The organism is Inquilinus ginsengisoli (assembly GCF_031453975.1).
GTDB classification, from domain to species: Bacteria; Pseudomonadota; Alphaproteobacteria; order DSM-16000; family Inquilinaceae; genus Inquilinus; species Inquilinus ginsengisoli_A.
On the sequence record NZ_JAVDPW010000005.1, the window covers coordinates 69,222 to 90,197 of the forward strand.

The 20,976-nt window shown below is 70.1% G+C and carries 18 protein-coding genes; 8 read left to right on the forward strand and 10 right to left on the reverse strand.

The features are described from left to right. The 5 genes from E9232_RS14795 to E9232_RS14815 form a co-directional block, all read right to left on the reverse strand. Nucleotides 1-1,221: an efflux RND transporter periplasmic adaptor subunit gene (locus tag E9232_RS14795; protein WP_309794923.1), complete on the reverse strand. Its 1,221-nt coding sequence runs from the start codon at nucleotides 1,219-1,221 to the stop codon at nucleotides 1-3. Between the two features lie 21 nt (nucleotides 1,222-1,242). Beyond that, nucleotides 1,243-2,592, reverse strand: a complete 1,350-nt coding sequence (locus tag E9232_RS14800; RefSeq protein ID WP_309794924.1) for a glycosyltransferase — start codon at nucleotides 2,590-2,592, stop codon at nucleotides 1,243-1,245. Between the two features lie 73 nt (nucleotides 2,593-2,665). Further along, nucleotides 2,666-7,006: a non-ribosomal peptide synthetase gene (locus E9232_RS14805; RefSeq protein WP_309794925.1), complete on the reverse strand. Its 4,341-nt coding sequence runs from the start codon at nucleotides 7,004-7,006 to the stop codon at nucleotides 2,666-2,668. A gap of 62 nt (nucleotides 7,007-7,068) precedes the next feature. Beyond that, complete coding sequence (locus tag E9232_RS14810; protein ID WP_309794926.1) at nucleotides 7,069-7,272, reverse strand: MbtH family protein; 204 nt, start codon at nucleotides 7,270-7,272, stop codon at nucleotides 7,069-7,071. Between the two features lie 272 nt (nucleotides 7,273-7,544). After that, nucleotides 7,545-8,273, reverse strand: a complete 729-nt coding sequence (locus E9232_RS14815) for a helix-turn-helix transcriptional regulator (RefSeq protein ID WP_309794927.1) — start codon at nucleotides 8,271-8,273, stop codon at nucleotides 7,545-7,547. 534 nt (nucleotides 8,274-8,807) lie between these two features. On the opposite strand from E9232_RS14815, the gene E9232_RS14820 reads away from it, so the two are divergent. Then, nucleotides 8,808-9,164 (forward strand): hypothetical protein, encoded by a 357-nt coding sequence (locus E9232_RS14820; RefSeq protein WP_309794928.1) that lies wholly within the window; start codon nucleotides 8,808-8,810, stop codon nucleotides 9,162-9,164. A gap of 39 nt (nucleotides 9,165-9,203) precedes the next feature. Here the strand turns inward: E9232_RS14820 and E9232_RS14825 are convergent, their stop codons facing one another. Next, complete coding sequence (locus E9232_RS14825; protein WP_309794929.1) at nucleotides 9,204-9,782, reverse strand: DNA-3-methyladenine glycosylase; 579 nt, start codon at nucleotides 9,780-9,782, stop codon at nucleotides 9,204-9,206. 148 nt (nucleotides 9,783-9,930) lie between these two features. Between E9232_RS14825 and E9232_RS14830 the strand changes: the two genes are divergently transcribed. The 3 genes from E9232_RS14830 (at nucleotide 9,931) to E9232_RS14840 (ending at nucleotide 12,121) form a co-directional block, all read left to right on the forward strand. After that, nucleotides 9,931-10,257 (forward strand): chorismate mutase, encoded by a 327-nt coding sequence (locus tag E9232_RS14830; RefSeq protein ID WP_309794930.1) that lies wholly within the window; start codon nucleotides 9,931-9,933, stop codon nucleotides 10,255-10,257. Between the two features lie 124 nt (nucleotides 10,258-10,381). Beyond that, entirely contained in the window at nucleotides 10,382-11,230 is an 849-nt protein-coding gene (locus E9232_RS14835; RefSeq protein WP_309794931.1) for an oxidoreductase, read from the forward strand. 33 nt (nucleotides 11,231-11,263) lie between these two features. Then, the gene (locus E9232_RS14840; RefSeq protein WP_309794932.1) at nucleotides 11,264-12,121 is read left to right on the forward strand and encodes an SDR family NAD(P)-dependent oxidoreductase; all 858 of its coding nucleotides are present in this window, start codon (nucleotides 11,264-11,266) and stop codon (nucleotides 12,119-12,121) included. A gap of 6 nt (nucleotides 12,122-12,127) precedes the next feature. Here E9232_RS14840 and E9232_RS14845 read toward each other — a convergent pair whose 3' ends face one another. After that, on the reverse strand, nucleotides 12,128-13,066 hold the full coding sequence (locus tag E9232_RS14845) for an ROK family protein (RefSeq protein WP_309794933.1): 939 nt from the start codon (nucleotides 13,064-13,066) through the stop codon (nucleotides 12,128-12,130). Further along, the gene (locus tag E9232_RS14850; protein ID WP_309794934.1) at nucleotides 13,063-14,118 is read right to left on the reverse strand and encodes an SIS domain-containing protein; all 1,056 of its coding nucleotides are present in this window, start codon (nucleotides 14,116-14,118) and stop codon (nucleotides 13,063-13,065) included. The genes E9232_RS14845 and E9232_RS14850 overlap by 4 nt, the downstream gene beginning before the upstream one ends. Nucleotides 14,119-14,210: 92 nt before the next feature. Here E9232_RS14850 and E9232_RS14855 point away from each other — a divergent pair, with 92 nt between their 5' ends. From E9232_RS14855 to E9232_RS14870, 4 genes are all read left to right on the forward strand, one after another. Continuing rightward, nucleotides 14,211-15,494 (forward strand): ROK family transcriptional regulator, encoded by a 1,284-nt coding sequence (locus E9232_RS14855; protein WP_309794935.1) that lies wholly within the window; start codon nucleotides 14,211-14,213, stop codon nucleotides 15,492-15,494. Between the two features lie 130 nt (nucleotides 15,495-15,624). Then, nucleotides 15,625-16,881 (forward strand): extracellular solute-binding protein, encoded by a 1,257-nt coding sequence (locus E9232_RS14860; protein ID WP_309794936.1) that lies wholly within the window; start codon nucleotides 15,625-15,627, stop codon nucleotides 16,879-16,881. A 90-nt stretch (nucleotides 16,882-16,971) separates the two neighbouring features. Further along, complete coding sequence (locus E9232_RS14865) at nucleotides 16,972-17,838, forward strand: carbohydrate ABC transporter permease (protein ID WP_309794937.1); 867 nt, start codon at nucleotides 16,972-16,974, stop codon at nucleotides 17,836-17,838. A gap of 3 nt (nucleotides 17,839-17,841) precedes the next feature. Beyond that, entirely contained in the window at nucleotides 17,842-18,687 is an 846-nt protein-coding gene (locus tag E9232_RS14870; protein ID WP_309794938.1) for a carbohydrate ABC transporter permease, read from the forward strand. Nucleotides 18,688-18,912: 225 nt separating this feature from the next. Here E9232_RS14870 and E9232_RS14875 read toward each other — a convergent pair whose 3' ends face one another. Together E9232_RS14875 and E9232_RS14880 are read right to left on the reverse strand one after the other, a co-directional pair. Next, a complete protein-coding gene (locus E9232_RS14875; protein ID WP_309794939.1) occupies nucleotides 18,913-19,410 on the reverse strand; it encodes a GNAT family N-acetyltransferase in 498 nt (165 codons plus the stop codon). 209 nt (nucleotides 19,411-19,619) lie between these two features. After that, nucleotides 19,620-20,702 carry a 3-deoxy-7-phosphoheptulonate synthase gene (locus tag E9232_RS14880; RefSeq protein WP_309794940.1) on the reverse strand — a complete coding sequence of 361 codons (1,083 nt, stop codon included), beginning with the start codon at nucleotides 20,700-20,702 and terminating at the stop codon, nucleotides 19,620-19,622. Nucleotides 20,703-20,976 lie beyond the last annotated feature (274 nt).

Consider the following 20,976-nt stretch of genomic DNA (forward strand, 5'->3'; position numbering starts at 1 on the left):
TCAGCCCGCCTTGGCCGCGGCCGCGACGGCGCCCTGCACCGGGGCGATGCGGTCGCCGGGGCGCAGGAAGCTGCCGGCGCGCAGCACCACGGTGTCGCCCTCGGCCAGGCCGCGGCGGATCTCGACCCGGCCGTCGCCGACGAAGCCGATCTCGACCGGGCGGCGGTTCACCACCGCCTGGTCCACGGCCTGGACATAGGCGCCATCGGCGCTGAAGAACACGGCCGACAGCGGCACCGTCAGGGTGCGCCGCCGGCCGATCTCGATCATGCCTTGGGCGAACACGCCGGGCCGCAGCCCGGGTTCGGCCGGCAGGGTGATGGCGACCCGGCCGAGGCGGCTGGTGGCGTCGACCGTCGGGTCGACCAGCCGCACCGTGCCGCGGATCGGCGCGTCCAGGCCGGTCAGCTGCAGCTCCGCCGCCTGGCCGGGCATGACTCGCGGCATGCCGGTCTCGGTCACCTCCGCCAGGAACTCGACCTCGCCGTCGCGGATCATCCGGAACAGCGGCGGGCTGGTCACGCCGACCACGGCGCCGATCCGTGCCTGCCGCTCGGACACCACCCCGGCCACCGGGGCCTTGATCTCGGCCCGGGCGATGCGCAGCGCGATCTCGTCCCGCTGGGCCTCGGCCAGGTTCTTGTCGGCCGCGGCGGACCGGGCGGTCTCCTCGGCCGAGGTGATCCGGGCAGTGGCGACCTTGACCTCGGTCTGGCGCGCCAGCAGCTGCTCGGCCGAGGTGTTGCCCGAGGCGCGCAGCGTCTGTGCCCGCTCCAGCGACGCCTGGGACTGGGCGGCCGAGGCCTCGGCCTCGTCGATCGAGGCGCGGGCCTGCTGGATCGCGGCCTCGGCCTTGGCGATGGTGGCCTCGGCCTGCGCCAGCTGGGCGTCGAGCTGGGCGTGGTCGAGCCGGGCCAGCACTTGGCCGGCGGCGACCCGGTCGCCGACATCGGCCTCGATGGTGACGATGCGCAGCCCGTCGACCTCGGCCCCCACCAGCACCTCCTCGCGGGCGGCCAGCGTGCCGGTCACGGCCAGGGTCTCGACCACCTCATGCATCTCGGCCCGGGCGATGGTGGTGGCGGGCGGCGGCGTGGCCGGGCCGGCGTCACCGACGGCGCGGTCGGAGGCCAGGATGCGCCAGCCCCCGGCCACCACCGACAGGCAGGCCACGCCCGCCAATAGCAGCAGGCCGAACCAACGGGAGCGGGACCGGCTCATGATAGCATCTCTGTTTCTCGCTCAGGCGGAGGCGCGCTGGTCCCGCGGCGTGGCCGGGTGGCCCGGTGCATCGCCCCGCTTCGTCGCAACCACGTCGTCCAGGATCGCCGCGATCTCCCGCCGGGCGTCGTGGCGGGCGAAATCGGCCCGCAACGCCTGGGCCCGCAGGCGATAGCGCGGGTCGGCCAGCACCTGGCGCACCGCGTCGCGGATCTGCTCCGGCTTCGGCTGGCCGGTGCCGAGGCTGATGCCCGCCCCGCTCCAGGCGACGCGGGCCGCGATCTCGGGCTTCTCCTCGCTGTCGGCGGCGACCACCATCGGCACGCCGAGGCTGAGGGCGAAATTGACCGTTCCATAGCCGCCATTGGTGACCAGGACATCGACCTTCGGCAACAGCCGATCATACGGCAGAAACACCGCCGCGCGCGCATTTCCCGGCAGGGGCACCGGGATGGCTTCGACCGGCGGGCCGCCGGTGGTGGCGACCGTGATCGCGTTCTCTCCGGCCAGCCCGGTCAGCGTCGGGCCGATCAGCTGGCTCAGATCCTCATTGGCCAGGGTGCCCTGGGTGGCCAGCACCACCGGCCGGCCGTCCTCCAGGTCGGCCCACCAATGGGGCGGGGTGAAGCTCTCGGTCGGGGGCGCCAGCAGCGGGCCGACGAAGCGGACGGTCTTGGGCAGGTCGCTGCGCGGATATTCGAAGGCTTCGCCGGTGAGCTGCAGGTAGAGGTCGGGCAGCGTGCCCAGGGCGTCGAGCAGGAACACCGGCAGGGGCGCACAGCCCAGCCGGGCGAGCGTGTCGTTGAAGTACTTCTGCACGCCGCCGAGCATCGACTGCTGCATGAACTTGGTGGCCATGGCGTTGCGCATGCGGGCGGCGGCGTTGGCCGGCGGCGGCATCGCCGACCCGAAGAAGGCGGTGTCGGCGCTGGTCAGCGCCAGCGCCGAGATGCCGACGGACAGGACAGCCGGCCGGGCATGGCGCGGGCCCAGCAGCAGGGGAAGGGTGCCGCAGAACATCGCGTCGGTGAGAATGACGTCGGCCGGGAACTCCCGCAGGATGTCGCGAAGCCCCCCGGCCTGGTCGGCGATGACGTCGGCGAAGAAGTGCTTCAGGCCGAACACCAGGCGGGGCAGGCCGGGCGCGATCTTGGCGCGTTCGGGGAAGTGCTTGTCGGGATCGCGGTGATCGAGGTCGATGGCGCTGCGGAACGGGACGAAGCGCGCGCCGGTCGCCTCGGCCTTCTCGCGGAACGCGCTGCCGGTGTTGACCACGACCTCATGGCCCTGCAGGGCGAAGTGCTGGCTCAGCGCCAGCAGCGGGGCGACGTGGCCGGGAAGTGCTGTGGCGGCGATGAGGATGCATGCCATGGGCGGTGCGTTCATGTCCTGGTGCCGGGCGGCGGAAGCCCGCCGCCCGGTCGGTGTTGGTCCTGTCGCGTCGCTACTCCGCGGCCTGGTCCGCCATCTCGGGCAGGGCGAAGGCCATCGGCGTCCGGCTCAGCCCCAGCTTGACCAGGTACCGTTCGAACAGCTCGGGGGTGATCGGCCGCAGCTCGGCGCCGACCTGGCGCAGCCTGGCATGGGTGCGGTCGGCCGTGACCTCGGGCAGTTCCATCCCGGTGTCGTGCTGCGACAGGATCGACACCACGGTGAAGATCTCGTCGTCCGGGTTCGCCAGCAGGTAGTCCCGCACCCGGTCGACCCATTGCTCGAAGGGCAGGGTGTCGAGATGCAGGCCGATGCGCTCGAAGGCCGGCATCAGGTCGCGGAGATAGGGTTCCTTGTGGCTCTTCAGATGGTGGACCTCGCCATGGGTTTCGCGGCTGCGGGCCAGGTTGACGATGGCGCGGGCGACATCGTCGGCCGGCGTCATGGTGATCCGCTCCTCGACATCCGGAATCGCGCCGACCTGGGCGTAGAGCCGGATCATCCGCCAGATCATGTCGGTCTGGTTGAAGATCGCGTTTGCGCGATCCCCGGTGATGGCGCCGAGCCGGTAGATCGACACCGGCAGGCCGCGGGCCTGCGCCTGGCGGGCGAAGGTGTCGCCCACCCATTTGCTCTGGGCGTAGCCGCCCACCAGCCCCTGCCAGGAGACCAGCTCGGTCTCCTCCGAGATCTCGCCCGGCCCGCTCTTCAGGTCGACGACGCCGAAGGTCGAGATGTAGTGCAGGGCCTTGGGGCGGCCGTTGGCGGTCCAGTCCAGCAGCGTCAGCACGCTGTCGGCATTCGACGCCTTCAGGGTGGTGTAGGTCTGCAGGAAGTCGACCTGGGCGCCGGAATGGTAGATCGCATCGCATTCGTCGCGGACGATGCGGATGCCCTCCGCGTCGAGGCCGAGATCGGGGTCGCCGAGATCGCCGGTCAGCACCTCGATGCGGTCGTCGTCCCACACGGCGGCGAGGTGCCGGTCCTCCAGCGCCTGGCGCAGCCTGGCCTTCCCGGCCGCAGTGCTGCGGGCGCGGACATGGCAGACCACGCTGGCCGCGGTCTCCTGCAGCAGGATGGCCAGCAGGTGGCTGCCGACGAAGCCGGTCGCGCCGGTCAGGAAGATGCGGTCCGGCTCGGCCGGGGCGGCCCCGCGGCCGGCGCCGATATGGGCCGGCAGGACCGCCTCCTCGGCCAGGTTCGGCTTCTCCAGCTCGGCCTGGTCGATCCGCTCGGCCAGCCCGGCGATGGTGGAGACCTCGAAGATCGTCCCCAGCGGCAGGTCGACGGCGAACACCCGGCGCAGCTTGGCGACCAGCTGGGTTACCTGCAGCGAGTTGCCGCCCAGTTCGAAGAAGCTGTCGTGGATGCCGATGCGCTCCAGCCCGAAGGTCTCCTGCCACAGCCCGGCCAGGGTGACCTCGGTCGGGGTGCGCGGCGGCGCGTAGTCGGCATTCGTGCTGTCCTGCCGCTCTGGCGCCGGCAGGGCACGGCGGTCGAGCTTGCCGGCCGGCGTCAGCGGCATGGCGTCCAGCTTCACGAAGATCGCCGGGACCATGTAGTCGGGCAGGGCCTGTCCGAGATGCCGGCGCAGCGCCGCCGGGTCGACGTCGGCGCCCGGCGCGGGCACGACATAGGCAATCAGCCGGTTGTCCCCGGACGGGTCCGCCTGGGCGATGACCGCGACCTGGGCGATGTCCGGATGGCCGGCCAGCGCCGCCTCGATCTCGCCGAGCTCGATCCGGAAGCCGCGGATCTTGACCTGGTGGTCGGCCCGGCCGAGGTAGTCGAGCGTGCCGTCGGGGCGCCAGCGGGCGATGTCGCCGGTGCGGTACATGCGGCTGCCCGGTTCGCCATAGGGGTTGGCGACGAAGCGCTCCGCCGTCAGCCCGGGCCGGTTCAGGTAGCCGCGGGCCAGGTTGATGCCGGCGAGGTACAGCTCGCCGGTCACCCCGGCCGGAACCGGCTGCAGGCCGGCGTCGAGCACGTAGAGCTGGGTGTTCCAGATCGGCCGCCCCAGCGGCACCGGGCCGGGCTCGGCGTCGCGGCGGCATTCCCAGTAGGTGACGTCGACCGCGGCTTCGGTCGGGCCGTAGAGGTTGTGCAGCGGCACCGTCAGCGTGGCGTGGAACAGGGTCTGGAGGTCTTCGGTCAGGGCCTCGCCGCTGCAGAACAGCCGCCGCAGCCCGTTGCAGCCCGCCACCTCGGGGTCCTGCAGGAAGGCGCGCAGCATCGAGGGCACGAAGTGGATCGTCGTGATCCCCGCCTCGCGGACCAGCCGGGTGAGATAGGCCGGGTCCCGGTGCCCGCCGGGCCGGGCGACCACCAGGGTGGCGCCCTCGATCAGCGGCCAGAAGAACTCCCACACCGAGACGTCGAAGCTGGAGGGCGTCTTCTGCAGCACCCGGTCGTCGGCCGTCAGGCCGTATTCCGCCTGCATCCATTGCAGCCGGTTGACGATGGCGCCGTGCGGGACCGAGACCCCCTTGGGCCGGCCGGTCGAGCCGGAGGTGTAGATGACATAGGCGGGGTGGAGCGGGGTGAGGGGCGCACGGTCGCCCGCGGCCAGGTCGGCGTCGTCGGTCCCGGCCAGGGCGACCGCCGCCTCCACCGTGTCGAGCACCAGCAGGTCGGTCCCGGCGGGCACGATCGCCGCCAGCTCCGTGCTGGTCAGCACCGTGACCGGCCGGGCGTCGTCGAGCATGAAGGCGATGCGGTCGGCCGGATAGTCCGGGTCGATCGGCAGATAGGCGGCGCCGGCCTTGAGGATGGCAAGCAGGCTGACCACCAGCTCGACCGAACGCGGCAGGGCGACCGCCACGATCTGCTCCGGCCCGGCGCCCCGCGCCGTCAGCAGGCGGGCGAGCCGGTTGGCGCGGGCGTTGAGCTCGGCGTAGCTCAGCGCGGCGTCCTCGAACATCAGGGCGAGCGAGTCCGGCGAGATCCGGGCCCGGTTCTCCAGCAGCGCCGTCAGGGTGGTGTGCGGCACCGGGTGGTCGGTCTGGTTCCAGCCGGCCACCAGCTGCTGCCGCTCCGGCGCAGTCAGGATGTCGATGCCGCCGACCGGCTGGTCGGCCTCGCGGGTGATCGATTCGATCAGCCGCAGCAGCCGCCCGCGATGGCCGGCCAGGTCGTCCGGCGTGTACAGGGCCGCATTGGCATCGAAATCGATGTGCAGGCCCTTATCGTCGCCGCGGTCGTAGATGAAGACGCCGAGATTGTTGGTCGAGCCGTTGGTGAGGTTGTGCGGCGTCATCGCATGGCCGCCGAAGCGCAGGTCGTAGTCGAAGGGCTCGATGTTCACCAGCATGGTGAACAGCTGCTGGTTGTTGGGCAGCAGGTTGAGGTCGCGGCGCATGTCCTCGTAGCGGTACTGCTGGTGCCGCAGGCATTGCCGGACCTCGGTGCCGACCTGGCGGATCAGCTCCAGCATGCTCATGCCCGGTGCGATCTTCAGGCGCAGCGGCACCGCATTCGCGAGCATCGAAGGGGTGCGCCGCATGCGCCCGTTGGCCCGGGCCGTCACCGTGAGGCCGACCACCAGGTCCTCCACGCCGGTCATGCGGTGCAGGAAGGCGGTGGTCAGGGCGATCAGGGTCTGCGGCAGGCTGGCGCCGACCGACTGGGCCAGGCGGCGCAGCGCCGCCACCGTCTCCGGGGGCATGGCGGACTGGTCGCGCAGCGGCCCGGGGGCGCCGACCTTGCGGTCGGACAGCGTGATCGGCGGCGGCGTGTCGGCGAAGCGCTCCATCCAGTATTGCCGGTCGCGGGCGAAGCGGTCCGAGCCGCGATAGCCGGCTTCCTCGGCCAGCAGCTCGGGCAGGGCGCCGAACGCCGTGTCATTGGTGGGCGGGCGATCCTCGACCAGCGCGGTGTACAGCTCGGCGACGCGCCGGGCGCACAGGCCGCCGGACAGGCCGTCCAGCACGATGTGGTGGGCCCGGTGGTACCAGAAGAACACGTCGGGCATGATCTTCAGCACCGCCGAGAACCACAGCTCGTCGGTCAGCAGGTCCAGCGGCCGGTTGTAGTCTGCCTTCATCCATTGCCCGGCCGCCTGCCGCGGATCGGGCTCGGCGCTGAAATCGACGAAGGGGATGTCGCCGTCGTAGCGGGGCCGGACGATCTGGCGCGGCCCGTCGATGCCCTCGACGAACCGGATCCGCAGCGTCTCGGCCTCCTGCGTCAGCTGCCGCAGGGCGGCCTGCAGCAGCGCCGGGTCGATCGGGCCGTGGATCTCGAGCGCCTCGGCCAGGTTGAATTCGGTGTCCGGCATGAACTTCTGCGCCAGCCACATGCCGGTCTGGGCGGTGGTCAGGGGGAGCGAAGCGCTTCCGAAATCGATGCTGTCCATGGCTCAACCCATCTCGCTCGGCAGGGAAGGGCGGCCACTGTTCCGCGGCCGCCGCTGGGTGGTCATCGCTGGGCGGACAGCGTCTTCGGACGCAGATCCGTCCAATGGGCGTCGATGTAGTCCTGGCAGGACCGGCGGTCGGCATCGCGATGCGCCGCGGCCCAGCCGGCCGGAACCGGGATGAAGGCCGGCCACAGCGAATGCTGCCCCTCGTCGTTGACCAGGACGTGGAAGCGGCCGTCCGGATTGTCGAAGGCGCTGGTCATCGCGGGGCTCCCGGTCGCCGGCATGCCGCCGGCGCCGACCGGGATCGGTCGACGGGCGTCCGCAGGATTCGAATTGAAATCTTGAGCCGCCTGGCCGTGCCGTTGCCGGCGCCCGGGGCGACGATGGTGGTCCGCACGCTCGCCTCTCCACTGGGCCAAGCCAAACGTTTGGCGCGCGGGCGCCCGTCCGACATCGGCTCAATTGTTCTGGTTGCGCGAAGCTTCCGGCAAGAGGAGGGGATTCACGAGCTGTATAGGTTTACAGGTTTCGCCTACGCAAAAATGATGATGTCATGCATCAATCCTCGGGCGATGGCCTGCGACAGCGTCGCCACCCCGAATTTCTGCTTGGCATTCTCGGTGTGGAACACCACCGTCCGCCGGCTGATTCGCATGATGTCGGCGATGTCCGACGCGCTCTTGCCCTTCGCGGCCCATTGCAGGCAGTCGATCTCGCGCGGCGTCAGCGACGGGCGCGTCCGCGGTTCGGGATGGTCGTCCTGGCGCAGCTTGGCGTGCAGGTGCAGCGCGATCAGGTGCAGCGCATGCTGATGCCGGTCGATGCAGCGCTGGAAGTCGGGCTCGATGCCGAATTCGGTCAGGGTCAGGCTCGAAGCCTTGCCTTGGCGGTCATGGATCGGGATGGTCAGGCCGCGCCGGATGCCGGCTTCGGCCGCCTCCTCGAGGAAGGCTTTCTGCTTGCGCGTCAGCGGATCCTTGAAGGATTCGATCGTCCAGGCGAAGGGCAGCATGGTCCCCACCGCGCGCGCGATCACCGGGTCGATGCGGTCGTACCGATTTTCGCCGTAGCGTTCGACCCAGGAATCCGGATAGGTGGTCAGCACCAACGGCGCGTCGGCCTCGGCTCCCGATGGGAAGCTGACATAGGCGAAATGATTCAGCCCGTAATCCTGGATCGTCTGCTCCAACAGATCCCGGATGTCTTGCCGGCTGCGGCTGGATGGAAGGTGTAGGATGAAATTCTGGAAAATTTGATCCATCTGGTCCTCGCCCGCATCATGCTTCTGTCGGCACTTCTCCCTATTTGCAGAAAATTTTACTTTTATTTTGATCCCTGTTACCGCGCATTACGACCTCCGTTACAACCGACATACTATTTGTATTTCTAGGACGCGGCAAAGGCTGATTCGCATAAAACGGTATGAATTTATGGCTGCGACAAGCCGCCACGCTTGCCGCGGATGCTTCCGCGACCCGTCCCCTCAACCAATCCTTGCCATTCGATGCCGGGTGACGGCGGCCGCACGTCGACTCGACCGATCCGTCTCGAATCCAGTTATCCTGCATAACATAGCAGGTATTATTGCCTCGATTTGGCCAATAGGAAGATTGTCGCAGACTAGATCTGCAGACAGACAAGGATCGCACCGAGCTGGATCAGAATCCGTCGAGACCGACCCCTATGGACCTCGATAGAGATTCTTTCATCGTTTCACTGTCCCCATGAAACCTGACGGGTGGTCTTGCCTCGATCCCCCGATCGTGAACCCTTGCTTGATATGGAGAAGACCTCAATGAGCGACATCTTTGATTTCTCCGGCATCATTGGCGGCGTGCTCAGCGGCGTCGGCCAGGCGGTCGGCGGTGCGGTGGCCGGCGTCGGCAGCACGGTCGGCACCGCCGTCGGCGAGGCCGGCGAGGCGGTCGGCGGTGTCCTGACCGAGGTCGGCGGCGTCGTCGGCGGTGTGGTCGGGGACGTGGTCGGCGGCGCCACCGCCGGCGTCGGCGCGGTGCTGGACGGCGCCAGCCACGCCGTGGGCGACATCGTCACCGGCGCGGGCCAGGCGGTCGGCGGCATCGCCGACGGTGTCGGCCATCTCGTCGGCGACCTGTTCGGCGGCCTGTTCGGGCACACCGACTTCCATCTCTGATCTGTGTCGCGGGGCGGGGAATTGACCCCGCCCCGCAACTCAGGCGAAGCGGCGGCTGAGGAAGGGCGATCCCGCCAGGCCGAAGCGCCAGGGCGTGCCGGCGCCGCGGCTGATGCCGATGCGCGGACCGACGGCGATCTCGGCCACCTCCGCCCGCGGCAGGATCACGAAGGGCGGCGCGTCCAGCGCCCGCCCGTCCAGCGCCTGGGTGATCCCCAACGCCTGGGCCAGCCGGCCGGGCCCGGCGCACAGCAGTCGTACATCCTCCAGCTCACGCCGCGCCTGCATGGCCTCGATGCCGGCGGTCGGGGCGATCGCCCGCACCAGCACGGCGCTGCCGGGCCGCGCGGCGTCGCACACCAGGTTCAGGCACCAGTGCAGGCCGTAGGAGCGGTAGACATAGGCGTGGCCGACCGGCCCGAACATCGCCGCGTTGCGCGGCCTCGGCCCGGCGAAGCTGTGCGAGGCCGGATCGTCCCGGTCATAGGCCTCGGTCTCGACCACCAGGCCGCCGACGCCGTCGACCAGCAGGGTGGTGCCGATCAGCGCCCGCGCCGTGGTCGCGGCGTCGGCGGCGAAGGCGGTCCGGTCCAGCGGCGGGGGCGGCGTCGGGGGCATCGCGCCTCTCTCCGCGACCGGGCGGCGCGGCGCAAGCGAAAACCGCCAAGACGCCGCACGCATGCTCAGCCGGCTTGGCGGCGGCGGCGCCGGTGCCGTATGGTCCGGCATTCCCCGCCCCCGGCATTCCCCGCCCAAGGTGACCGTCATGGACCAGCACGCCGACCAGCAGCCGAAAGCCGGCCTTCCGCCCGAACTCGCGGCGTTGCGCAGCAGCATCGACAACATCGACGCCGCCCTGGTCCATCTTCTGGCCGAGCGCTTCAAATGCACCCAGCGGGTGGGCGCGCTGAAGGCCACCACCGGCCTGCCGCCGGCCGACCCGGCGCGTGAGGCGACCCAGATCGCGCGGCTGCGCCGGCTGGCGGAAGACGCCCATCTCGACCCGGATTTCGCCGAGAAGTTCCTGGCCTTCATCGTCGCCGAGGTGATCCGCCACCACGTCGCGATCCGCGACGCCGCCCCGCAGCGCTGACGCTATTTCGGCGGCCTGCCTTGCCGCGATGGCGCGGCGATCCTAGATCAAGGGCGACGGCCTGCCGCGGCCGCCGCCCTTGCCGTCGCCCCTCGGCGGCTCCCGCATCGCAGGACCTCCGACCATGCCTCAGCAGGACAAGCCTGTCTGGTTCATCACCGGCTGTTCCACCGGCTTCGGCCGCGAGATCGCCCGCCATGTGCTGGGCCTCGGCTACCGCGCCGTGGTCACCGCCCGCGACCCGTCCCAGGTCGAGGATCTCGCCGCGGGCCATGACGGCCGCGCCCTGGTGCTGAAGCTGGACGTCACCAGGCCTGAGGAGGTCGCGGCGTCGGTCAAGGCAGCCGAGGCGGAATTCGGCAGCATCGACGTGCTGGTGAACAATGCCGGCATCGGCTACTTCGCCGCGGTGGAGGAGAGCGACGAGGCCGAAATTCGCCGCATGGTCGAGGTCAATTTCTGGGGCCTCGCCGCCATGACCCAGGCGGTGCTGCCGGGCATGCGGGCGCGCCGCCGCGGCCACATCGTCAACATCTCCTCGCTCGGCGGCATCCGCGCCAGCCCTGGGGTCGGCTTCTACAACGCCACCAAATTCGCGGTCGAAGGCCTGTCCGAGGCGCTGGCGCAGGAGGTCGCGCCGCTCGGCATCAAGGTGACGCTGATCGAACCCAGCGGCTTCCGCACCGATTGGGCCGGCCGCTCGGCCAACGAGGTCAGCCGGGTGATCGAGGACTATTCCGAAACCGCCGGCGCCCGCTGGCGGCAGATCCGCGCCCGCAGCGGCCGCCAGCCCGGCGACCCGGTGCGGGCCGCCGCCGCCATCGTCCAGGTGGTGGAATCGCCGGAACCGCCGCTGCGCCTGCTGCTGGGCAAGGCCGCCGTGGCCGGCGCCCATGGCAAGCTCGAGGCGCTGCGCCGCGACTTCGAGGCCTGGGCCAAGGTCAGTGAAGCGGCCGATTTCCCGGATGCCTGAGCCGCTGCCGTACATCGAGACAGGGAGAGCCCCATGACCACCCATCCCGCGATCCAGGCCGGCCGCGTCGCCGTCATCACCGGCGCCGCCGGCGGCATCGGCCTCGCCGCCGCCAAGCGCTTCGCCAAGATCGGCCTCAAGGTCGTGCTGGCCGACCTGCCGGGCGAGGCGCTGGAGCGCGCTGCGAGCGAGGTGGCGGAGATCGCCGCCGGCGGCGCGCCCGATGTCCGCGCCGTGCCGACCGACGTCTCGCTGCTCGAGGAGGTCGAGGGCCTGCGCGACGTCGCCCTGGATGTGTTCGGCGAGGTCGGGGTGCTGATGAACAATGCCGGCATCGGCAATGGCGGCGGCCCCTGGCAGAACTACGACCGCTGGCGCCGGGTGCTGGACGTCAACCTCTATGGCGTGATCCACGGGGTCCAGGCCTTCACCCCGGCGATGATCGGGGCGGGCGGCGACGGGCTGATCATCAACACCGGCTCGAAGCAGGGCATCACCACCCCGCCGGGCGACACCGCCTACAACGTCTCCAAGGCCGGGGTGAAGGCGCTGACCGAAGGCCTGGCGCATGCTCTGCGCGAGACCGAAGGCTGCCGCGTCACCGCGCATCTGCTGATCCCCGGCTACACCTTCACCGGCATCACCGCCCGCGGCGAGACCGAGAAGCCGGCGGCGGCCTGGAGCGCGGATCAGGTCATCGACTTCATGCTCGACAGCCTCGGCCGCGGCGAGTTCTATATCCTGTGCCCCGACAACGACGTGACCCGGGCGGTGGACGAGAAGCGCATCCGCTGGGCGGCGGAGGACATCATCCACAACCGTCCAGCCCTGTCGCGCTGGCACCGCGACCACAAGGACGCCTTCGCCGCCTACATGGCCCGCAAGGACTGACGGGCGTCAGCCTCCCGTGGCGGCGGGGCGGGCGACGGCGCCCAGGCCCAGCGTGGCGGCGCCGATCATGCCGGCGTCGTTGCCATGCACCGCCAGCAGCACCTTGGGCGACCGGCCGGGCAGGGCCAGGATGAAGTCGGGCAGGTGGGCCGCCACCCGGTCGGCCAGCATCGGCCCGGCCAGCGACACGCCGCCGCCCAGGATGGCGGCCTCGAGGTTCAGCATGTTGGCCATGATGCCGACCGCCTGGGCCAGCCAACGCGCCACCTCGTCGATCGCCTGCATCGCCTCGGGCTCGCCGGCCTTGGCCCGGTCGCAGACCAGCTGCGCCCCCTGGTCCTCGAAGCCGGGCCGCAGCTCGGCATAGCGCTTCACCAGCGCGGTGGCGCTGGCCAGGTTCTCCAGCATCCCCGGCACCGGGTCGGCGATGTCGGTGCGGGCGGGGTCCATCGACATGCAGCCGAATTGCGGCGGCAGGCCGACCGGGCCGTCGATCACCCGGCGGTCGATCACCACCGCGCCGCCGATGCCGGTGCCCAGGGTGAACAGGGCGAAGCGCTGCAGGTCGCGGCCGGCGCCGGACTGCATCTCGCCATGGGTGGCGCAGACCGCGTCGTTGCCGATCGCCGCCGGCACGCCGAAATGGCTGCCCAGCACCTGCGACAGCGACCCGCCCATCAGCGCCGGCACCGCCGGGCAGCGCCCGAACAGCAGGCCGGTCCCGGGATGGGGATAGCCCGGCACGCCGATGCCGATGGCGTCGATCGGCGGGATCTCGCGCTGCAACGCCGCGACGGCCGCGATGGCGGCGGCGGCGAAATCGTCGAATCCCGCCTCCTTCGGCACCGAGAAGCGGGCTCGGGCCAGTACCCGGCCCTGCGCGTCGATGGCGCCCAGCTTGGTGGAGGAGCCGCCGATGTCCAGTCCGACCGCGACCGGCATCATGCCACCGTCGACCGCAGGCGGACGTTCAGCTTCTTGCCGATGTCCGGATAGATCATGGTGTCCGGGTTCAGCCCGCGCGCCGTCGCCAGGGCGCAGCCCAGCCACTGGAACGGGACCGGCGCCCAGGCGGGTCCCAGCCATTCCAGCTCCTCAGGCCCCGCCCCCTCCGGCCAGGCCACGGTCCAGTCGAAGCGGGTGGCATGGCCGGACAGGTTGCACACCGCCAGCCGCGGCCCCAGCGGCGTCAGCGCCTCGCCCAGATTGGCGGCCACCCCGGCCTCGTCGGCGGTCTGCGCGATCACGATCACCAGGCTGTTCGGCGTGGTGCCGTAGCAATGGCCGTGCAGCGCCTCCTCGGTGTCGAAGGCCGCGGTCGGCACGCCGCTGATCTCGGCGATCTTCAGCGAGGCCTCCAGCGCGGTGCCGACATGGCCGGCCTGGCCGGCGACCAGGATGTAGTCGGGCACCCCGACACGCTGCAGCAGCTCGTCGGCCGCCAGCCGGCCGGTCTCGACCGTCCGCTCCAGCGCGGCGGCAAGACCGGACAGGTCGAGCGGGCGTCCGCCGAGGCGGGCGGCGACGGACAGGACGGCCAGCACCGTGGCGGTGTAGCCCTTGGTCTTCGGGCCCACCGTCTCCGGCCCGATCGGGATCAGCACGGTGTCGGCGCCGGCCTTGGCGATCGGACTGTCGCCGTCGGCGGTGATCACCACGGTCGGGAACCCCAGCGCGACCGCCAGCCGCACCGCCTCGATCGAGGTGATGCTCATGCCCGACTGCGACGCCGCCAGCACCAGCGTCGCCGACGCGTTCGGCCGCGGCGGCCGGCGCAGGAACGCCTCCGGCTCCTTGGCCACGATCGCGGCGCCGGTCGCCGCCTCCAGGGCGTCGGCCCCGGCCAGCAGCGCGTTCATCGACGAACCGGTGCCCAGCAGCACGATCCGCTCCGGCGTCCGCGCCAGTGCCGGCAGCGCGGCCAGGGGCTGGGCCAGCACGCCGGGCAGGGCGGCCAGGATGGCGGGTTGTTGGCAAATATAGGTGCCGATCTGCATCGGAGGGCTCCCTGGGGTCGCTCGTGATGGCGGCTATTAATTAAACGCTGTTTGATTATATTGGATCGGTTTCATCGTCGAGGGGAAACTTCATGGCGCGTCCGGCGGACCAGTCCGGCACCTTCCAGGGGGCGAATCTGGAGCATGCGCGGGCGTTGAACCGCCGCGCGGTGTTCGAAGCGGTGCGCCGCCACGGGCCGGTGACGCGGGCGGAGCTGGCGCGGCTGATCGGCCTGACGGTGCAGGGCATCTCCAACATCGCGACGGAGCTCGAGGCCGCCGGGCTGATCCGCCAGGACGGCAAGCGCATGGGGCTGCGCGGCCAGCCGGCGGTCGAGCTGTCGGTCAACCCCGCCGGCGGCTACACCATCGGTCTCAGCCTCGCCTACCGCCGGGTCACCGGCGTGCTGGTCGACCTGACCGGCCAGATCGTTGCCCATGACACGCGGGCCCTGTCGGAGCGCGAGCCGCAGGCGGCGGCGCAGGTGCTGGCGGACCAGACGCGCGACCTGCTGTCCGCGTCCGGCATCGACCCCAGCCAAGTCTGGGGCGTCGGCTGCAGCGTGCCCGGCACGGTCCAGAACGGCGCCTTCTGGTACGACAAGGTGAAGGAGGCCGAGGCCTGGATCCGTTTCCCGCTGGGGGCGGAGCTGGAGCGGCTGACCGGCCTGTGGGTGCTGGTCGAGAACGATGCCACCGTGGCCGCGATCGGCGAGCGGCTGTACGGCGTCGGCCGCGTCGCCAGCAGCTTCTTCTACCTGCACTTCAACCTCGGCGTCGGCGGCGGCATCGTGGTCGACGGCCAGCACTACCGCGGCGCCTTCGGCGGCGCCGGCGAGATCGGGCACATGATCGTCAAGCCCGGCGGCCGGTTGTGCCCCTGCGGCAGCCGCGGCTGCCTCGAACAGTATGTCTCGCTTTACGCCGCCGCCGAGGCGGTGTGCGGCCCGACCCGCGCGCCCGACGAGGTGCCGGCGGAGGAGCTGGTGGCGCTGCTGCGCGACGGCGACCCCCGCCTCCTGGCCTGGCAGCAGGAGGCCGGCGAGTATCTGCGCATCGCCATCCGCAACATCGAGGCGATGTTCGACCCCGACACCATCGTGATCGGCGGCGGCCTGCCGCCGGAGCTGATGGAAGGCCTGATTGCCGCCGCCAGCCCGCTGCTGCCGGGCATGACCCACCGTCATGCCAGCAGCCTGCCGCGGCTGGTGCCGGCGGAGCACGCCGCCGACCTGCCGGCGATGGGCGCCGCGGCGCTGCCGGTCGCGGTGCTGCTGCAATCCAGCCTGTCCCGCCTGTCGGCCTCGCCCAGCATCGGCACCGCCGCGGCCGACAATCCGGCCCTGGCCCTGCTCGGCGTCCGCCTCGCCGGCTGAGCCGCGATGCAGAGGCAAGGCCGTTGACAACCCCCTGCGGCTTCGTGATTAATAAAACACTGTTTGATTAATTGGCCGGCAGCGAATTGCGGGACAACCGCCGCCTGCCGCCCGACTGGGAGGTGGCATAATGGGACATATCGGCCGCAAGGCCTGTGCGACGCTCGGCATCACCCTGCTTCTGAGCCTTCCGGGCGCCGCCCAGGCCCAGACCGTGCTCAACGGCCTGTTCATGGCCCAGGCCGGCTATTCCGAATCGGATGTGCGGGCGATGACCGAGGCCTTCGAGAAGGCACATCCCGACATCCAGGTGAAGCTGGAGTTCGTCCCCTACGAGACGCTGCACGACAAGATCACCCTCGCGGCCGGGTCCGGCGGCGGCTACGACGTCGTGCTGTTCGACGTGATCTGGCCGGCGGAATTCGCCGCCAACAACATCCTGGCCGACGTCACCGGCCGGATCGACGCCAAGACCCGCGACGCGGTGCAGGCCGGCGCCTGGACCACGGTCGACTACAAGGGCAAGTCCTACGGCATGCCCTGGCTGATGGACAGCAAGTTCCTGTTCTACAACAAGGCCATGCTGGAGAAGGCCGGGATCGCCAAGCCGCCGGCCAGCTGGCCCGAGGTGATCAAGGACGCCGAGATCCTGAAGCAGAAGGGCATCGTCCAGTACCCGATCGTGTGGAGCTGGAGCCAGGCCGAGGCGATCATCTGCGACTATGCCATCCTGATGCAGGCCTTCGGCGGCGACTTCCTCGACGCCAGCGGCAAGCCCGGCTTCCAGACCGGCGGCGGCCTGGACGCGCTGAACTTCATGGTCGACACCCTGAAGAACGGCACCACCAACCCGCATTCGACCGAGTATCTCGAAGAGGACGTGCGCCGCGTCTTCTCCAGCGGCCAGGCGGCCTTCGCGCTGAACTGGACCTACATGTACAACCAGGCCAACACCGACCCGAAGGAATCGCAGGTCGTCGGCCAGGTCGGCGTCATCGCCCCGCCCGGCGTCGACGGGAAAAGCACGGTCTCGACCGTCAATGGCGGCATGGGCCTCGGCATCCCCGCCGGCAGCAAGAAGCAGGACGCGGCCTGGACCTACATCAGCTATCTCGCCTCGCCCGAAGTCGAAGCCAAGTATGCCAACAGCGGCCCGCCGATCTGGAAGTCCTACTACGCCGACCCGTCGCTGAAGACCTCGCCGTTGGCGCCGCTGCTGGAGGCGCAGGACAAGTCCTTCGCCAAGCTGTTCAGCCGGCCGCAGGCGGTCGACTACACCCAGTTCTCGAACCGGCTGCAGCAGGCCCTGCAGCAGGCGCTGCTGGGCCAGGCCTCGGCCGCGGACGCGCTGAAGTCGGCGGCTTCGGACCTCGGCGCCACCAACTGACGCCGGCCTGACCGCTCGACCCCCTCCCCGCCCGGCCATCGGCCGGGCGGGGAGGGGGCTCTTACTCCCGTCCCAAGCAAGAGGACTGTCTTGACGTTTCGTGGGCGGTTGCTGCTGGTCCTGCCGCTCCTGGTGGTCCTGGCTGCTGTCATCGGCTGGCCGTTGCTCGACACGGTCTGGCTCAGCTTCACCGACGCCCAGCTCGGCGGCGCCAGCGGCAATTTCGTCGGCATCGACAACTACATCCGCGCCTTCCGTTCGCCGGGCTTCCTCAAGGCGCTCGGCGTCACCACGCTGTTCACCGTGCTGACCGTCAGCATCGAGATGGTGCTCGGCCTGTGCGTCGGGCTGCTGCTCGACATGCCGCTGAAGGGCCGGGCCTTCTTCCGCTTCCTGCTGATCGTGCCCTGGGCGCTGCCGACCGTGGTCAACGCCATGGCCTGGCGGGTGATCTACAACCCGGATTTCGGCGCCCTGAACGCGCTGCTGCTGCAGCTCGGCTTCATCGACCAGTACCAGAGCTGGCTCGGCAGCCCGGCGACCGCGCTGTTCGCGATCGGCGCCGCCGACATCTGGAAGACCTTCTCGCTGGTGGCGCTGATCACCCTGGCCGGGCTGCAGAGCGTGCCGAAGGATCTGCGCGAGGCGGCGACGATCGACGGCGCCGGCTTCCTCGCCCGCTTCCGCGCGGTGACCCTGCCGGTGATCCTGCTGCCGCTCAGCATCGCCGCGGTGCTGCGCATGATCGAGGCGGTGAAGGTGTTCGACATCATCTGGGTGATGACCCGCGGCGGCCCGGTCGACAGCACCAAGTCGCTCAGCATCCTGATCTACCAGGAGGCGTTCTCGTTCCGCCACGCCGGCTACGGCGCCTCGCTGGCGATGCTGTCGGTCGCCCTCAGCCTGGTGCTGATCGCCAGCTACACCCGCGTCCTGCGCAACCAGCCGAGGGCCTGACCGATGCGCATGTCCCTGCCCGGCCGGATCGCCGCCTACGCCGCCATGTACCTGGTCGGCATCGTCATCCTGGTGCCGGTGCTGTGGCTGCTGGTGATGAGCGTCAGCTCGACCCGCGACCTCACCACCCTGCCTTTGGCCTGGATCCCGAGCGAGCTCGACTTCTCGCGCTACACCAGGCTGCTCACCATCTCGTCGAACGGCGACGGCGCGGCGTTCCTGGCGGCGCTGCGCAACACCTGCCTGGTGGCGCTGGGCACCACGGTGCTGGCCTTCCTGCTGGCGATCCCGGCGGCCTGGGTGTTCTCGCGCTACCCCAAGCGGTACAGCTGGATGCTGTACCTGATCGTCGCCACCTACATGCTGCCGCCGCTGATGTTCGTGGTGCCGCTGTACCGCATCCTGTCGTCGTTCGACCTGCTCAACTCGCCCTGGGCGCTGATGATCGCCGACTGCACCATCGTGCTGCCCTTCACCACCTGGCTGCTGAAGAGCGGCATCGACAACATCCCGGTGGATCTGGAGGAGGCGGCGCGGATCGACGGCGCGCGGCTGTGGCAGATCCTGCTGCGCGTCACCCTGCCGCTGGCCCGGCCGGTGATCGGCACCACGCTGCTGTTCTCGGCGCTGATCGTGTGGGACGAGTTCCTCTACGCCATGCTGTTCACCAGCGACAGCCGGGCCCAGACGCTGACCGTGGTCATCGCCAACCTCGCCAGCGGCCGCGTCTCCGACTACGGCCTGCTGGCGACCGCCGGGGTGATCGCCGCGGCCCCGCCGGTGCTGGTCGGGCTGCTGCTGCAGCGCTCGATCGTCTCCGGCCTGACGAGCGGGAGTGTTAAGGGCTGAGAGACCGATCTGGCTCTCGGCGGTGCGGCGTCATCCGCTGTGATTGTATATCGGTCGGATTTGATGAATTTTTTCCGGACCTTATAAGTATTATAAAGTCGGACGAAAGAAATCATCTTGCGCATCAAAATATCTGTCGGTAAGACTTAAGTCCCAGTCTGGGTCCAATTCAGGCATTTCATCGGTCCCCACATATTCATCGGGGCCCAGGCTGGGACCTTGCCGTCAGCTCGACAGGGCCGGGCGCTCCGGCCGCACCGGCTTGTGCATGTGAACGACGGTGCCGTCCTTGAACGGCTCCTCGCGCTCGACCGCGAAGCCGGCCCGGGCATAGAGGTCGACATTCCCGGTGAATTGCGGGTTGGTGTACAGGCGCAGCGCCGGCCGGCCGAGTTCGGCCGCCAGCGCCGCGGCATGCGCCAGCAGGCGCTGGCCGTGGCCGCGGCGCTGGGCGTCGGGGGCGACCGCCACATTCTCGATCAGCAGGTCGTCGCCGCGGTCGACCATCTCGATCAGCGCGACCAGGGCGCCGCCGGCATACAGCAGGTCGATCCGGTGCTCGCGCACCGCCAGGTCGTAATCCGCCGCCATCGGCATCGGCTCGCGGCCGATCACCGGCACCCATTTGGCATAGGCCGCACGGGTCAGCGCGCGGACGGCGTCGGCATCGGCTGCGACCGCGCGGCGGATCTGCAGCTCATCCTCGGCTTCGGGCTGGCTCATGTCTCTTCTCCTCGGGGTGACGGCGAGACGAAAAACCCGCCGATCGGGGATCGGCGGGTTCGGGCGGGTCGGGATATGTTGTCCGGTCTAGCCGGCCCTGGTTCCGGCAACACCCTCGCATCCCTCCGCCCACGCCGCCGCCGGATGGCGGCGACGTCGGCCGGTGGTAGCGTTGGGGGCGGACCTGATCATGCGTCAATCATCCGGGCTCAGGCCGTCGCCGTCAACGTCCGTGCCGTTACAGTTCGCCGCGCTGCGACAGCCTCGGCCAGCCGCTCCAGCACCGCGACCGAGGCGTCCCAGCCGATGCAGCCATCGGTGATGCTCTGGCCGTAGACCAGGGGTCGGCCCGCGACCAGTTCCTGCCGCCCGGCGACCAGGTGGCTTTCGACCATGACGCCGATGATGCGCCCGTCGCCGGCGCCGACCTGGCGCGACACGTCCTCGACCACCAGCGGCTGGTTCTCCGGCTTCTTGCTGCTGTTGGCGTGGCTGGCGTCGATCATCACCACCGGCCGCAGCCCGGCGCGGGTCAGCTCGGCGCAGGCGGCCTCGACGCTGGCGGCGTCGTAGTTCGGCGTCTTGCCGCCGCGCAGCATGATGTGCGCGTCCTCGTTGCCGGTGGTGGCGGCGATCGCCGACTGGCCGGTCTTGGTCACCGCCAGGAAATGATGCGGCTGCGACGCCGAGCCCACGGCGTCGACCGCGATCTTCACATTGCCGTCGGTGCCGTTCTTGAACCCGACCGGGCAGGACAGGCCGGACGCCATCTCGCGGTGGATCTGGCTTTCGGTGGTGCGGGCGCCGATCGCGCCCCAGCCGACCAGGTCGGCGATGTATTGCGGCGTGGTCATGTCCAGGAACTCGCAGGCCGCCGGCAGGCCCAGCGTGTTGACCTCCAGCAGCAGCCGGCGGGCCAGCCGCAGGCCCTTGTCGATCTGGAAGCTGCCGTCCAGGTCCGGGTCGTTGATCAGCCCCTTCCAGCCCACCGTGGTGCGCGGCTTCTCGAAATAGACCCGCATCACGATCTCCAGCGTGTCGCCGAAGCGGGCGCGCAGCGGCGCCAGGCGGGTCGCGTATTCGATGGCGGCATCGGGATCGTGGATCGAGCAGGGGCCGATCACCACCGCCAGGCGGTCGTCGGTGCCGTGCAGGATGCCGTGCAGGGCGCGTCGGGCCTCGGTCACGGTGCGGGTCGCCACGGCGGTGCGCGGGAATTCGCGCATCACCGCGTCGGGGGTGCTCAGTTCCTTGATCTCGCGGATGCGGAGGTCGTCGGTGGTGGTCAGCACGGCATGGGCTCCTGGGGGTTCACCACACCGGCGGCATTAAAAAAGCCGCCAGGTGGTCTGGCGGCTCTCGGGACGTCTGTTGATCGGTCTTCAGATCACGCGCACCCTCGCTCCGCCGCTGGCAGCGGGTAGCTAAAGTACCAAAAGTAGGTGCGGGCGCGGACACAGGTCATGTCGTGCATATAGGTCACGCCGCGGCCTTTGTCACGGGGGTTCTTGCGGGAAGCGTCGCGCCGGAGGGCCTCGGCATTCGCAAAATGTCGGATGGACGCTT

Coding starts and splice junctions, on each gene's coding strand:
- E9232_RS14795 (WP_309794923.1), bottom strand. CDS start 1,221: ATGAGCCGGTCCCGCTCCCGTTGGTTCGGCCTGCTGCTATTGGCGGGC.
- E9232_RS14840 (WP_309794932.1), top strand. CDS start 11,264: ATGACCACCCATCCCGCGATCCAGGCCGGCCGCGTCGCCGTCATCACC.
- E9232_RS14805 (WP_309794925.1), bottom strand. CDS start 7,006: ATGGACAGCATCGATTTCGGAAGCGCTTCGCTCCCCCTGACCACCGCC.
- E9232_RS14855 (WP_309794935.1), top strand. CDS start 14,211: ATGGCGCGTCCGGCGGACCAGTCCGGCACCTTCCAGGGGGCGAATCTG.
- E9232_RS14875 (WP_309794939.1), bottom strand. CDS start 19,410: ATGAGCCAGCCCGAAGCCGAGGATGAGCTGCAGATCCGCCGCGCGGTC.
- E9232_RS14830 (WP_309794930.1), top strand. CDS start 9,931: ATGGACCAGCACGCCGACCAGCAGCCGAAAGCCGGCCTTCCGCCCGAA.
- E9232_RS14870 (WP_309794938.1), top strand. CDS start 17,842: ATGCGCATGTCCCTGCCCGGCCGGATCGCCGCCTACGCCGCCATGTAC.
- E9232_RS14825 (WP_309794929.1), bottom strand. CDS start 9,782: ATGCCCCCGACGCCGCCCCCGCCGCTGGACCGGACCGCCTTCGCCGCC.
- E9232_RS14850 (WP_309794934.1), bottom strand. CDS start 14,118: ATGCAGATCGGCACCTATATTTGCCAACAACCCGCCATCCTGGCCGCC.
- E9232_RS14810 (WP_309794926.1), bottom strand. CDS start 7,272: ATGACCAGCGCCTTCGACAATCCGGACGGCCGCTTCCACGTCCTGGTC.
- E9232_RS14835 (WP_309794931.1), top strand. CDS start 10,382: ATGCCTCAGCAGGACAAGCCTGTCTGGTTCATCACCGGCTGTTCCACC.
- E9232_RS14845 (WP_309794933.1), bottom strand. CDS start 13,066: ATGATGCCGGTCGCGGTCGGACTGGACATCGGCGGCTCCTCCACCAAG.
- E9232_RS14860 (WP_309794936.1), top strand. CDS start 15,625: ATGGGACATATCGGCCGCAAGGCCTGTGCGACGCTCGGCATCACCCTG.
- E9232_RS14800 (WP_309794924.1), bottom strand. CDS start 2,592: ATGGCATGCATCCTCATCGCCGCCACAGCACTTCCCGGCCACGTCGCC.
- E9232_RS14815 (WP_309794927.1), bottom strand. CDS start 8,273: ATGGATCAAATTTTCCAGAATTTCATCCTACACCTTCCATCCAGCCGC.
- E9232_RS14820 (WP_309794928.1), top strand. CDS start 8,808: ATGAGCGACATCTTTGATTTCTCCGGCATCATTGGCGGCGTGCTCAGC.